Raw genomic sequence first — 14,304 nt, 5'->3', positions numbered from 1 at the left:
AGACGAATAAAACTTGTTTTACACTAGTTTGAAAAAGAGTTTATTTTGGAAGAAATTTTAACACAATTGCCTGAAAATTTTCATTAAATTGTTTCTTCCCAGTTTGTTGAGTGAATGTTTGGAGAGAAAATACGGTAATCAATTTTTTTGAAAAATTAGTATATTCTTTCGCCATGTTACTTTTTATTGCATTTATATGGTCCTAATATCGATTTTATCTTGTACGACTCATCTTTTGTTGTTAACAGGCAAACAAAATATTGCTTACCTTCGGGCATGACTTTTATTACAACATGACCACCATCTCCTGTAACTTTTTTTAGTTGATCAACGCCAATGTATGCTCTTGATATTTCAGGGATGTTGGTTGGTATTATATGTTTCAAATTTGGATTTAATTTTTTATTTGCCATCCTATTCATTGTCGATAAATTGAAGTGAGTTATGTGGTTGATTTGCATGACAATAATTTGAGGTTTTACACTGTTCAGAAAGTTTTCGTTCATTGCATCAATCCATGCATGATGATTTGCTTCACATACTTCAACAATACCCAGTGCTTTGCCTACCGGGGTCTCTATATCCTTCCAGGCTTCCATTCCAAATGACAGGTGACCGGCGAGGTCTCCGCCATTAAAATAGTCAAAATCTCCGTAAGAGATTTTAATTCCGCAACTGCGTTTGTTTTCGCTAACCGCTTCTCCTTTAGGAAACACTTGTTTTGTCTTTTCTCCCTTTCCCGTCCAAACTTCGCCGTTGGAGACGATATTTCTAATCTCAAACCCTGGATATTTTTCAGGCGAATTAACAAGGACAAATTGTTTATTTGTTCCAGGGATAAAATTTTCTGCGGTCAGCTTATTGTTTTTATTGTTCCATTCAAGGAATTTTTTATAATTATCAATCGCGTTTGTTTTGTTTGGATTGGGGTAGTGGTAGGAAGGCCAATCCCGGTCGATTATTTTAGAAAAAGGCGCATGTTCATATACTTCTGTAATTCCGCTTAAATAATAATCTCCTCCGTTTCTGGTTTTTTCCGAGTTTTCGTACACTCCTCCCATGTGGTCAGCATGGAAATGGGTCAAAAATGCGTAATCGATTTTTTTATTGTTTTTAAAATCAATTCGATTTGTAATATATCGGGCAAGCCATTCTCCTGGTTGTTTACTGTCGTTGGGAGATGTTTTTGTTTGGCGGGGATCAATATGTGGACCAATATCCCCGGCATCAATAAGTAAAGTTGTTCCATCAGGGAAAATACAAAAGACCGACTCGCCACCGCCGGTAAAAATATGATGAATCTCCATCTCTCCTTCTTGCCAGACCGGAAGAGGCTCTCCTGTATCCTGCGCCGTGAGGGTAAAAGAAATCAAACACCCAATAATAAGGATTGTACTTTTTTTCATTTTGTTATACCTTTTTATTTAAGACGAATGAGAAGTCGTTTGCACAGGTCATAAATCTTTTTCAAAAAAATAGGGGAGCAGGCATATCAGTCTGCTCCCCATCTTCAGTTGGTTAAGGATTCTGCACCAGTGCAGGATTTAATATGATTTCTGATTCGGGTATAAAATGTACTATCGAAGTTGAGGTAGATTCTATCGTTCTCGGACCGTGCCATGAAACATCTTCGGGAAGATAAGTTCTGTCCAGCGTTCTGTTGTTGCGGTATACATCATAAGAGCGGTGTCCTTCCCAGGCGAGTTCCAAACGGCGTTCATCCATAACAACATCCATTACAGATGTGTAACCCTGCATGTCGTTTTTAAACAGCTGATTACCTGAAAGGCCGGCTCTTTCCCTTAGTATATCAACCATTTCGATTGCGTCCGAATCTTCTCCTTTTTTTGTAAAGGCTTCGGCCTTAATCAGGTACATCTCGGCCAGTCGCAAACGGATTACTGAGGATAACATTTCAATACCGCCTTCGTTGGTGTATTTTACATTGTAGTATTTAGAAAGTCCGTTTCTTTTTTGGACTTTATATCCGCAGTCTTCAGTTGGATCCGGAATCATATCTCCATCATAATGAGGTTGAATAAAATCGATTCTCGCATCTTCTGTGTTTTTATAAATCAATTGGCGGTACGACGGCGAAGCATAGAGTTCTCCCCAACCACCAAAGCCGTTAAACATGGAACCAACAGAAGATTTCCCCTGGTTTTCGGTGGGAAGTAGTTTTATAGCAAAAATGGTTTCCTGGTTTTCTTCCGGAAAAAAAGTGAAATATTTCCGATAGTCTTCGGTGCCCAGCAATTCATATCTGCCTGAGTTGATTACCATGTCGGCATATTTAATGGCATTATCATTGTCACCCATGTACAAATACATTCTTGCCAATAAAGCATAAGCTACTTCTTTTGACGCATAGATATTTGATTTTTCTTCATTCATATAATCGGCAGCTTTTAATAAATCGGAAACAATAAAGTCGTAACATTCTTTTACTGTACTTCGCGGAGGAATGTCGTTTGGATCAGCATTGTTCCGAATCATAATACCCAGGTTTTGAGTCGGATCTCCGTTGGTGTACGGCCGACCAAAAACCCGAACCAGATCGTGGTGAAGTAACGCACGTAAAAACAGATTTTCACCTAAAAGCTGTTTTAATGTTGCATCATTTGTATTTTCATCAATTGCATCAATAACTGTATTTGCTGAATAAATTGCCTGATAGCCAAGAGTCCATACATGAAGTGCAAGATTTGAATTAACAATATGCTGATAGTTGTATGTTTGCATCAGATGATCTCCGGTTGTTTTTACCAAAATAACATCATCGCTCATTAGCTCTTTTGCATACCTGCATTCTCTCAAATAGTTTCTGATTTTTAATTTACTGTAAGTTCCGTAAGTTACATTTTGTAAGAGTTCAGTGCTGTTTATAACTTTTGATTCATCAAGTTGATCAATCGGTTTATAGTCCAGATCGTCACAACCGGTGAAGAAAACCAGTGTGGCGATTAATATGATAAGATATTTATATGTTTTCATTATTGAATATTTTACAATTATAAATCAAAACTAATTCCAAACATAACTTTCTTTGTTGGTGCGTATCCTCCGGTATTTGAGTTTTGACCGTTTGATGGATTTTCCATGTTCATGGAAGGATCGGCTCCGCTGAATTTGGTAAATGTAAGCAGGTTGTCGAGGCTCATTTGGACTCTTACATTCGAGAAAAATGCCAACTTTTTGTTAAAGTCGTAACCCAGGGTTATATTTTGAATTCGGAGATAGGATGCGTCTTCAATATATCTTGAAGAAGTTGTGTAAGAATTGTTATTTCCATTATACAAAAGCTGCGGATGAGTTGCTTTATCGCCGGGTTTTTCCCAACGGGTCCACGACGATTGCATTTTCATTTTATTGTGCCACGTATAGGCGCCGTCAGAGTCGAGATACCCTCTTATTGCAGAGTATATTGTATTTCCGTGTGAGAAGTCTGCAAAAATACTCAGGGAAAAACCTTTATATGAAAAGTCGTTTCTTATACCACCGGTAAAATCGGGATAAGGAGACTCAATAAATAACAGACTGGCTTCGTTTTGATTACTGGTTGTGGTTATATTTGCCGGAACAGTTGGGTTTGTACCTCCCGATTGGTCAATTTTGTTTCCATCGGCATCTTCCCAACGTACCCAAAGAGGTTGGCCTGTTTCTGAATCTACGCCTGCCCATTCTTTCATATACCAGTAACGTAAAGCTCTGCCTTCGCTAAATCGCATATTGCCATCCAATATATCTTCGCCGTCATTTAACTTTAGAATTTTACTTCTGTTGAAGTTCATGTTTAAACTGGTTATCCATTCAAATTCTCCTTGAATATTTTTACTTGTCAGTGTAAAGTCAAGCCCGCGGTTTCTTACCTCGCCAATATTACGTTGTTGTGAAGAGAATCCTGTTGCTGCCGACAAAGGTACATCTTGCAGAAGGTCTTTATTATCGCGGTTATAAAAGTCAAGCGCCAGCTGGAACCGTTTCAAAACCGACATTTCAATACCGATGTTGGTGGTATATGCAACTTCCCACGTTAAATCCGGATTGGCCATGCGTGCCGGAATTGCAGCGGCGTTACCTGCATAGCTGTTATTAAAGCTGTATGAACTTAAAGATAAATAATCGGAAATATTAGCGTTCCCGGTTGAACCATAACTTAATTTTAGTTTTAACTGGTCTAACCAGTCTTTGTCTTTCAAAAAGTTTTCCTGATTTACGACCCACGAAGTTCCAATCGCATAAAAACTTCCCCAGCGGTTATCTTTTCCAAAGCGTGAAGAAGCATCATTTCTGTATGATGCAACTAAATAGTATTTGCTTCTGAAACTATAATCGAACTGGGCAAAATAAGATTTAAATCCTACTTCTGTTTGACTTCCTCCCACACTTTTGGGGCTTCCTGTTGCTGATATAGCGCTTAATCCGTAAGGTAAATCCATTCCTTCGCCACTCACATATTTATATTTTGAGTAGCTGTATTCCTGGCCCAGAATTCCTTTAAACTGGTGTTCGTTTACCTGTTTTTTAAAATTAAACTTGTTGGATGTAAGCACAGAACCTGTATAACCAATATTATCAAAAGCAATCCCGCCTTCTGATTTTGCGAGGAAATGATACTTGTCAAAAACCTGCGTGTGATCGGTTCCGTTTACACCAACTCTGTTTGATGTTGAGAAAGTTACCCAGTCGGCAATTTTTACATCCAGTTGAACATCAGAAGACATATTTAAACGTTTGGTATTGTCGGTATAATGTTCGCGGTTATAAAAGTAATTTGATTTTGAATTTCCGTACCAGTTCACGTTTGGGTCATAAGGGTCTATCGGATCACCGTTGTCATCGTAGGGACGATCAAAAGGCATAGCCATGTGATACTGCATATATAAACCTTCCTGTCCTCCCTGTGGCTCATTGGGATTCTCGCTTTTCCCCAGTGCAACCCTAAAGCTTAAGTCAAATATTTCAGATATTTTGTGTTTGAAGTTGGCTCGCATGTCCATTCTTTCGTACTCCATATTTATCATTGTTCCCAACTCTTTATAATAGTTTGCACTTAAATAAAAAGTTGTTTTTTCATCGCCTCCGGAAACCGATACCTGGTGTTTATTGATTTGTCCGGTTCTTTTTAGCAGAGCTTGCCAGTTTGTTTGATAATCGAGGTAAGATGAAGGGATTCTTTCTTCCAGAAAATCTTCCAGGCTTTGGCTTGGATTATCCAACAGGCTGTATGAATTGGTAGCAGCGGTTCTGTGATAATCAAATAACTCCTGTGCATTCATAAACGACATATTTCCGTCGTTGTGGTACGACATACCATAAGAACTGTTAAATCGAACAACCGTTTTTCCCTTCTTCCCACTTTTGGTCGTAATTACCACTACACCGTTGGCGGCGCGGGAGCCATATAAACCAGACGCAGCAGCATCTTTTAAAACAGTAATCGTTTCAATATCTTCCGGGTTATATGTTCCTCCAATTATTCCATCAACCACAAATAAAGGAGAATAGCCGGCACCCATGGAACCTACACCCCGAATTACGATTTGAGGATCCTGCCCCGGACGGCCTGTTGTATTTGAGATTCTTACGCCCGGAACTTTACCCTGGAGCATTGTTCCCAAATTACTGGAGGTAACACCCCGTAAATCTTTTTCTTTTACAACTGATACTGCTGAAGAGAGCTCTGATACCTTTTTGGATGAGTAACCCACAGCAACCACTTCTTCAATACCAATGGCATCTGTTTCCATTTGAATATTGATGGAGCTTTGGTTACCTACAACTACTTCTTGGGTTATCATTCCAACAAATGAGAACTGAAGTGTTGCCTCTGCCGGAACATTCGGGAGAGAATAATAACCGTCGACATTTGTCACAGTTCCCTGCGTTGTTCCCTTCACCACAACGGTTACACCCGGAAGTGGAATTCCTGCTTCATCAGTTACAGTCCCCGATACTGTATTTTGAGGTGAAGTTAAATCATCCTTAACTGCATTATTTATAGCTTTTTCCGCCCCAAGCAATATTAATTTATCACTGAAAATTTTGTATTCTATACTGTATCCGTTGAACAGCTCGTTCAGAATTTCTTCTACTGTTTTATCGGAAACGGAGATGTTGACCTTCCGTTCCACATCAATTTGTTCGTTTTGATAGAAAAACCGAAATTCACTTTTGCTTTCAATCTCTTTTAATACGTCAACCACTTTTGTATCTGACAAATCGAAAGAGAAACGGGTACTTTGAGAATATACAGAAGCCGAAACCTGCATTAGTCCGATTAGTAATAACAAAAATGTTAGTTTCATAGTTAGTAATAGCTTTTTCACACTTCTGCTATTAAGCAAAGTGCTTTCATCATTTTTTTTCATAAATTTGAATGTTTTAGTTTTTAACTTTAGGTGTTACAGCACCTTAAAAAAAAATCAAGGGCCGGCAGTGTTACAGCATTTGCCGGTTTTTTACGTTTAGCTTTTTGGTTAAATCATTTTATTCCTCCTGTTTATTTTTATGAATTATTATTTTTTGATTTTCAATTTTAAACTCAATGGGTAATGTATGCTGGATGATTTGCATAATATCCAGTATCGATTCATTTTTGATTGTTCCCGAATAGTGATAAGTAAGAATATCGTCATCAAAAACCTCTATATCCACACCATACCTCCGTTCAAGCAAAATAATCAGTTCTTTTAAGTTCATATTCAGGAAGATAAGCTTGTTGTTCTTCCACGAGGTGAACAATTGAGTATCAACATTCTGAACAAACAGCTTTTTCGATTTTTTATTAAGCACTATTTGTTCACCGGGTTGTAAGCTTATATTCTTGGTTAATTTGAAATTTTCAGATGAACCTATTTCTACTTGTCCTTCTTCCAGGGTTGTGGTTACTTCAGGGTCTGAAGGGTATGATTTTACATTAAATTGGGTTCCGGTTACCTGCACATCATAATATTGAGTATGCACTATAAATGGCTTTTGTTTATTTTTTTCAACCTGAAACCATGCTTCTCCGGTTAAATAGACCTCTCTTTTTTTGTTGTTTGTTTCGGGAGAATATCGAAGCTCAGAACCGGCATTCAGATAAACGAGCGTGCTGTCGGCGAGTATCATTTGAGACACCGAACCTGCCGGCGCGATCGAAGTAAGGTATCCGGGTTCATGTTTTGAGTTGAGTTTTGTGACCAATACCCCAACCACCAGTCCAATGACAAGAATGGCTGCGAAACGATATACGATTTGCCAGTTGCTTAAAAGGCTGAACATATTCTCCCGATGGCCCTTTCCGATGTTTAAAAGGAATTTTGACCACTCTTTTTCCGTTTCTGCAATTTGTGAAATATTGGGCTGGGAAGCTTCCCACAGATCTTTGACGCGGGCATAATATTTTGTGTTTTCTTCTGATTGCGCCACCCAATCGTTTAGTTTTTTTAATTCCTCTTCACGCAGGCTGCCGTTTAAATGAGCAATTATTGTTGCTTTAATTGATTTTTTTGTATCCATTCAAATGTCGTTTCAAAAGGTAAGACACTTGAAAGAGATACATCCCTACCTCAGTATTTAAAATTTATTTACAAATGGATAACGCCCGGCGCTCCGGGTGCAGGGATTTCTAAAACTTACAGGGTAAAGGCCCTGTAATGTTTTTTTTGATTCCCCTAAGTTGGCTACCCTTTATACACATTTTTAAAAAATTTTATTGCCACCATGTATCCTTCAAATTTGTTATTAAAGATATCAAGTCCATTTTTAATCGATATATAACCTGGTGGGCCGTGTGACTTGTAGCCACTCCAGCCACTTAGTCTTGCGATAGCCCAGGCACACCATGCTAAAGAATGGTAGGGATATGGGTTTTGTTGTTTTTTTGTTTTTCCTTCTATCTCATTTTTTAATAATATTTCGATAAACTCTATTTGTTGTTGGCTAAAAATTAGTTCAGCATCTATTGCTTGTTTTTTGTTGAGCGACAATTTGAGCGTCATCACTGTTAACGCAACCTGCAATGCCAAAACAACTTGCTTCTTCAACGCAGCACCAGTTTCCAGTTGTGAGGATTCTAACTCAAATCCTTTACTTTTCATTATCCTAAAAAGCTCTTCGATAAACCACCTATTGCCATACCATTCAAGACACTGCATAGCATCTTCAACTTTTGTTATTTGATGTGTAGTAAGTAAGCGCCAAAGCACATGGGCCTCTCCGGACGGAACTGTTTTCATCTGTTCCCGGGCTTCAATAGCCCATAGTTCAACATATTCAGGATAATCTTTGATATGAGGTTTTTTAGGCTTTTGGATTTTTACCTTTATATATTTTAGTTCCATACTGGCCATCCTGCTTTTTCTTTTTTTATTCCCTTTTATTTCCAGAGAATAAACTGCCCGGCATTCCTGGTTTTCTAACTTTTCAAATAGCTTTTCGTCACTACAGGCCAATTTACGGTTGATGCTTGAGCGGATTAACAGGTTTGTCTTTTCATCCGGAACAGTACATAGTTCTTCATATATATCAGCCTCCCTGTCACCAATAACTGTTAGCATAGGCGTTGCTGATAAAACGGATTTGATTGCCTGGGCTGATTCTATCCACCGGAAGGATTCTTTCTCGCTTATTGATTGCCTGGAGTAATCCCGCTCAAATTTATCTTGTTTGTCCCAACTGCGGTTCCAGAGATTAATATCAGCTATTCCTACAGGCATCTTTTCTTCAGCTTCAACAACCAGCATAGGATGGCAAAAGAAACCTGCATTTTCATTTAAAGTTACAGGACCGACATCTTTGTCCTTTTTACCAATCCGGTGAATATGACTAGTAAAATTAAATTCTGTCGTATCCTGGATACAAAGCAAATGTGGTGACCCCTGATTGTTTACACACCCTGAAACTACTGCCCTGGCCAGCTCTTTATAACTAAAACTATTATTCCCAAACATCCGATATGCCCCTATCTTTTCTGTATTTGTATCACAAAATTTATTCACTGTAACTTTCCCGAAGGTAAGCATATCTGATATAACCTTATTTGCCCTTTTTTCTATTCGGATATCAGGCAGAAATCCGTCAAAAAATCCTCTAAACTCTTTGATTATCATACTTTTAAGATAATCAAAACTATCAGAAACAACAAGCTTAATATGCTGAAAATGTGATAATTAAGTAAAGTTTTATCAACAACAAAATGTTAGCTCAGCAATAAATCAAAAAACAAATATTTGTGTATAAAGGGTAGCCTAAGTTGGAGGGGCAGGGGAGGCGTTTACTATGGCAAAAAGTACTATTCCAAGGTGTTTGGAAAGTCCTGCCCGCAAAAGGGCAAGGGCTTTTGAAATATGTTTCTCAACCATTTTTTCAGATATGCTGAGTTTTTGGGCAATTTGTTTATTTTTGAAGTGTTCCCTGCGACTTAATAAAAATACCTGGCGACATTTATCGGGCATAGATTGAATGATTTTTTCTACTTTTTCCTCAATCTCTTTCTCAAACAAACTGCCTAAGGGATCATCTGATTTCAAATAAGATGCCCTTTCCATCGAATTTAATTTGTAAACCAGTTCTTCTTTTACCGAGTGTTTTATGTGCAAGTGGCGTTGGTTATTTATACAACTGTTACGTACCGCCTGGAATAGATAGGCTTTGGGGGAATCAACAGATGAAAGATGTTCTGATTTTTCCCACAGTTTAAGAAAAGCATCCTGCACCAAATCCTGTGCAACCTCTATATCCTCGGTAAATTTGTTCGCAAAGAGGACAAGCCTGCCATGATATTTAAAGAACAACTCCTGAAAAGATTCCAGTCTTTTTTGTTCTGCGTTCAGATTTTTTATCGGCTTTTTATGATCCATTGCGCTGTTTACTCGAAGGAAACAAACTTAAGTAAAAACAAGGAATTCAAACAAGCTAAAATTTAGTTTTAAAACAGTCGCATTATAAATATTCAAAAAGGATTCGTAATTGTTTCCCTGTTTTCAAGAGGAAAAGAATGCCTTTTCTGGCAAAAGTGAATGGCTGTGTTATTTTTTATGGATTTGAGGAGTCGATAATAATAATTTTAATATCTAACAAATAGTTACAACATTAATATTTAAAATATGTGCCAGTTTTTCTATTTTATTACCGATATGACCAGTTCCTATAGCGCAATGATGTGCCGGACCAGCTTTCGACCACTGTTCAATGAATCTTTTTGCTCCCACTGAAAATTTGTAGCGGCTGTTTGTGTTTCCGATTTTTAAGGTTGGCCCGGGAACAGATTGTCCTTCAGCAACCAACAGGAAAACCTCATCTTTTCCTTCTACAACCGATAACAAAGTTACCGGTCCGTGTTTTACCGTCATTTGAATGGAAAGCCCTTTCCCCGGTTTTCCATGATAAAGCGGTAAGGGAACCAACTTCACCTTTCCTTCGGCTATGGCAAAGTGGGCAGGTCCGTCGTGTCCAAGGTAAATTACATCGTCGTTGAAATCCATCAGATAGAATTCAGAAAAAGACCCGCCGGCTCCCAGTTCAGCCATTATTTTCATGGCATGGGCATTTTTTACTTCGCATTCTCCTGCAACCGGAATGTTTCTTCCTGTTAATATTGTATTTCCTGCAATAACTGATGTTACAATATTTTCGTATTCGTTTCCCGATTCGCCTTCATAATAATACGCCAGCGAGTTGAGGCCATGCTTTTGTATCAAGTTGTCAAGTGCCACAGACGTGCGCGCTGCACGCTCCAGTTCAGATGCTTCACATTCCGGAGAAACATCAAATGCCTCAGAAAATTCTTTTAGTTTATTTTTTAGTTGTTTTTGGTTGACATTGTCACGAAAGGATTTTAGTTCACACATTTCCAGCATTTCAAAATGTGTTCCAAAGGTAGCGCTCTGGCGGGTAAGGTCGGTATACACATCGAGCATCCCTCCGTAATAATGTCCCAGAATTCCCATCCGGTTTGTTTGTAGTGTTTTTGCTACACGTGCTGCTTCTGTCCAGGCAGCTATTTCCTCCCAGGCAGTCTCATCGGAGAGAAACCCGGAAACCATGTCATAACGAATTCCGGAGCGGTTAAAAACCCCGGCAATTTCGGGAACCGAACAAGCCTGGCAATGTTCCAGCCAGACACCGGTCATTTTACCCCGGTCATTCAGATTATTAAAACTTTGATAATCAAGTTGAGAAACCGGTTGCAGGTTTAAGAGAAGAAATGGCACTTTAAGCTGCTGTGCTATCGGTAATACAGTGGACGAAAGGGCATAGGTTGAAATGTACAAAAAAACCATTTCAACATTGGCAGATTTTAGCAGCAGCACAGCTTCTCCGGCTTTTTTCGGATTATCAACCATTCCGGCGTCCACCACTTCAACACCCGATTCTTCTATTTTTTGTTTGATTTGTTTTTGATACCTGGTCAGGTTATCCAGTAATCCATCAAACTGATTCCAGTAGGTGTCGAGACCAACACCAAACAAACCGATTTTTATTTTGTTTTTTTCTTTCATCTTATCATTCAAAAGTTAAACCTATTCTGAAAATAAGGGTTCCATAACCATCTGATATTTTCCTGAGCCCACACTAAGCGCAAGCCTTTCTTCTCTATTAAATTTGCTGATGATACCATCCTTTGGTTTTTCCCCGTTTACTCTTACTGAATTTAATTCATTCGTTGGCAACAAAATGGTAGCTTTTGTATTGTGCGGAATTTCCACTTCCAATTTTAAACCCGTGGCGTTTTGCTCCCATTCCGATCGTATTAAACCATATGGAGATTCAAAACCGACCTTAACAAAAGCAAGATCTTTCACCACTTGCGGCTGAATAAGAATATTTTTATAGCCTGCTGAGTTGTCAGCCTGACTAATGCCTCCTAATCCGGCATAAAACCACTCCATCACGTGCCCCAGCATCAGGTGGTTATTGGAAACAATCTCCAAAGCTTGCCACGATTCTGTTAGTGCAGTTGCACCTTTCTTTAGCTGAAATCCATAACCGGGAACATCATCACGGTTTATCATTTCATACATGAGCTGTGCAGCGCCACCGCTTGTTAATGCTTCTACCAGGTAATGAAAGCCGACATCTCCGGCGGTAAGTGCTTTGTTCTCTGCCACGATAGAATCTACGAGATTGGCAAAAACAGCCTCCCGATCACCTTCTTCAGGAATCCCTGCGCACAAAGGCATCGACATGGCAGTTTGACTTCCGGTGGAATAAACGTTGGTTTCAGGGATATAAAATTTTTGATTAAAAGCCGAACGTACTTCTTCAGCCCATCGGTTCAAATTTTTCTTTTCCGGCTTGCCCATTAATGCAGCCATTTCTGCCATTAATTTCACATCGTAATAATATGTTGCTGTTGCTGTCAATGCAACGGGTGTTAACTGAGAAACTCCCGGTCTTCCGGGGCCCAGATCAAACCAATCGCCCAGCCCGTAATCAAGAATATGACCATCGGATTTGGTCTTCAGGTATTGAATGTAACGCATCATCATGGGCCAGGCATCAGCAATAATTTGTTTATCGTCGTACCATTTCCAAAGAAGATAAGGCAGAAAAACTGCAGCACTCCCCCATTCCGGCGAATCGCGGAACCCCCCATTAAATTCCACATATTCGGGAGCGATATCCGGCACCAATCCTTCTTCTGTCTGGGCATCTATCATATCAAAAACCAATTTGCGGTAAAGATGATAGTTGTCGTAGCGAAAATGAACGCCCTGTCCCATCAGATAAGTTTGTTCCAGCCAGCCCAGCTTTTCGCGGTGCGGACAATCAGAAAGTACACTCTGAAAATTACTTCGGATGGCCCAGTCGATTAATGTATGAGTGCGGTTCAGCAGATCATTACTGCATTCAAAAGTTCCGTTTTGCGGGGAAGAATTTCGTGTGTGCAAAAAACTGAGTTTCTCAATTTCCGGAAGTTCCTGTGGATTGTCTTCTCCTGCAGGAACAGCTCCTGATACCTGCACATAACGAAATCCGTAATAAGTAAATCTCGGCTTCCAGGTTTCACTCCCTTTTCCATTCAACTTATAGGAAAAATAATAAGGCCGGCCCGAAGCCTGCTGATTGGCTGATTTATCCGGGTTTATGAGTTCGGAAGGCCACAGTTTTACTTCCCGTCTGGCAGTGCCTTTTACTTTTAGCTCAACAATTCCCGAGGCATTTTGTCCAAAATCATAAAGCCAGGCAGTGTCTCCCAATGCGATAATTTTTTCAGGTTCAAATGTCTCCATTTCCATCAATGGGTAATCATTTTCAGCCACTAATTTACCTTGCGGCTTCCGGGCAAGTAGTACAGAGTTCCATTCAGAATCATCAAATCCGGGTTCTTGCCACCCCGTTTGTTCCATAGAAGCATCATAATCTTCACCGCCGTAAATACTGGTATAAATAGTAGGCGAAGGAGAACATTTCCAGCTTTCATCCGTAACCAATGTTTCAGAAGTGCCGTCATTATAATTTAATTGCAGCTTTCCAATCATTTTGGGGAATCCGAAAGCAATAACCAGTTTCCGGTATCTTTCACGATTAATATTATAAAACCCGTTCCCCACAACAGCGCCCAGCACATTTCCACCGGATTTTAACAGCGAAGTTACATCATAGGTATTGTAAAAAACCGTTTTATCGTAATCTGTCCATCCGGGCGCCAAAAAAGAATTTCCGACTTTTTGTCCGTTCAGACTGGCTTCGTATTGTCCGAGCCCGGAGATAAAAAGCGTGGCCGATTGCAATTCTTTTTTAACTTCGAACGTTTTTCGAAACTGGGGCACAACGGGTCGTTGTACCGCCAAATCTCCCAATTGATCGCCAGAGCCATGAATGCCTGGAACCAATTGTTTGGAGGAATCCATTTTTTCATAGGCAATCCATTTGGCTCCCTGCCAGTCTTTTTCAGAAAACAGTCCGCTTTGCCACCAGGAAGTTTCGCTCCATGAAGATTCCTTTCCAAAATCGTCCCATACTTTTACCTTCCAATAGTAACGTTTTCCCGGATCAATATTCTGCCCAGGGTAAGGTATGTTTATCGACTGAGCAGATTCCATCTTCCCGGAATCCCAAACGCTACCCTCTCCGTTTTCCAGGTCGCTCGGATTTTCAGCAACAATAATCCTGTAAGCCGATTGCACCACATTATTGCCCGACGATTTCAGTTGCCACCCCAATAACGGAGCTTCTGAATCAACTCCCAAAGGTTGTTCTCTGAAATTACATGTCAGGTGGTCAGCGTTTATTTCAGGGTTCTGCGTGCAAGCCCAAATCGCTAAAACAAATGCTACGGCCGAAGCAAAAAAGCTAAATTTTATTTTCATGTCT

General features: G+C 39.6%; 8 protein-coding genes. All 8 read right to left on the bottom strand.

The window, feature by feature from the left end:
• Positions 1–176: 176 nt before the first annotated feature.
• The 8 genes from GM418_RS07465 to GM418_RS07430 all read right to left on the bottom strand — a co-directional run bounded on the left by GM418_RS07465 (position 177) and on the right by GM418_RS07430 (position 14,300).
• Positions 177–1,406 (bottom strand): MBL fold metallo-hydrolase, encoded by a 1,230-nt coding sequence (locus GM418_RS07465; RefSeq protein ID WP_158864692.1) that lies wholly within the window; start codon positions 1,404–1,406, stop codon positions 177–179.
• 112 nt (positions 1,407–1,518) lie between these two features.
• The gene (locus GM418_RS07460; protein WP_158864690.1) at positions 1,519–2,994 is read right to left on the bottom strand and encodes a RagB/SusD family nutrient uptake outer membrane protein; all 1,476 of its coding nucleotides are present in this window, start codon (positions 2,992–2,994) and stop codon (positions 1,519–1,521) included.
• A 17-nt stretch (positions 2,995–3,011) separates the two neighbouring features.
• Positions 3,012–6,371 (bottom strand): TonB-dependent receptor, encoded by a 3,360-nt coding sequence (locus GM418_RS07455; RefSeq protein WP_158864688.1) that lies wholly within the window; start codon positions 6,369–6,371, stop codon positions 3,012–3,014.
• Positions 6,372–6,489: 118 nt separating this feature from the next.
• Positions 6,490–7,503, bottom strand: a complete 1,014-nt coding sequence (locus GM418_RS07450; RefSeq protein WP_158864686.1) for a FecR family protein — start codon at positions 7,501–7,503, stop codon at positions 6,490–6,492.
• 164 nt (positions 7,504–7,667) lie between these two features.
• Positions 7,668–9,095 (bottom strand): IS4 family transposase, encoded by a 1,428-nt coding sequence (locus GM418_RS07445; RefSeq protein WP_158864109.1) that lies wholly within the window; start codon positions 9,093–9,095, stop codon positions 7,668–7,670.
• Positions 9,096–9,233: 138 nt separating this feature from the next.
• Positions 9,234–9,845: an RNA polymerase sigma-70 factor gene (locus GM418_RS07440; protein ID WP_158864684.1), complete on the bottom strand. Its 612-nt coding sequence runs from the start codon at positions 9,843–9,845 to the stop codon at positions 9,234–9,236.
• 213 nt (positions 9,846–10,058) lie between these two features.
• On the bottom strand, positions 10,059–11,486 hold the full coding sequence (locus tag GM418_RS07435; RefSeq protein WP_158864682.1) for an L-fucose/L-arabinose isomerase family protein: 1,428 nt from the start codon (positions 11,484–11,486) through the stop codon (positions 10,059–10,061).
• A 21-nt stretch (positions 11,487–11,507) separates the two neighbouring features.
• Positions 11,508–14,300 carry a family 78 glycoside hydrolase catalytic domain gene (locus tag GM418_RS07430; RefSeq protein WP_158864680.1) on the bottom strand — a complete coding sequence of 931 codons (2,793 nt, stop codon included), beginning with the start codon at positions 14,298–14,300 and terminating at the stop codon, positions 11,508–11,510.
• Positions 14,301–14,304 lie beyond the last annotated feature (4 nt).

Origin of the sequence: Maribellus comscasis, from assembly GCF_009762775.1 — a bacterium.
Taxonomy (GTDB): domain Bacteria; phylum Bacteroidota; class Bacteroidia; order Bacteroidales; family Prolixibacteraceae; genus Draconibacterium; species Draconibacterium comscasis.
The sequence above is the reverse complement of the archived record's forward strand: the minus strand, read 5'-3'. Positions and strand labels throughout refer to the sequence as shown.

Coding starts and splice junctions, on each gene's coding strand:
- GM418_RS07445 (WP_158864109.1), bottom strand. CDS start 9,095: ATGATAATCAAAGAGTTTAGAGGATTTTTTGACGGATTTCTGCCTGAT.
- GM418_RS07440 (WP_158864684.1), bottom strand. CDS start 9,845: ATGGATCATAAAAAGCCGATAAAAAATCTGAACGCAGAACAAAAAAGA.
- GM418_RS07450 (WP_158864686.1), bottom strand. CDS start 7,503: ATGGATACAAAAAAATCAATTAAAGCAACAATAATTGCTCATTTAAAC.
- GM418_RS07460 (WP_158864690.1), bottom strand. CDS start 2,994: ATGAAAACATATAAATATCTTATCATATTAATCGCCACACTGGTTTTC.
- GM418_RS07435 (WP_158864682.1), bottom strand. CDS start 11,486: ATGAAAGAAAAAAACAAAATAAAAATCGGTTTGTTTGGTGTTGGTCTC.
- GM418_RS07430 (WP_158864680.1), bottom strand. CDS start 14,300: ATGAAAATAAAATTTAGCTTTTTTGCTTCGGCCGTAGCATTTGTTTTA.
- GM418_RS07455 (WP_158864688.1), bottom strand. CDS start 6,371: ATGAAAAAAAATGATGAAAGCACTTTGCTTAATAGCAGAAGTGTGAAA.
- GM418_RS07465 (WP_158864692.1), bottom strand. CDS start 1,406: ATGAAAAAAAGTACAATCCTTATTATTGGGTGTTTGATTTCTTTTACC.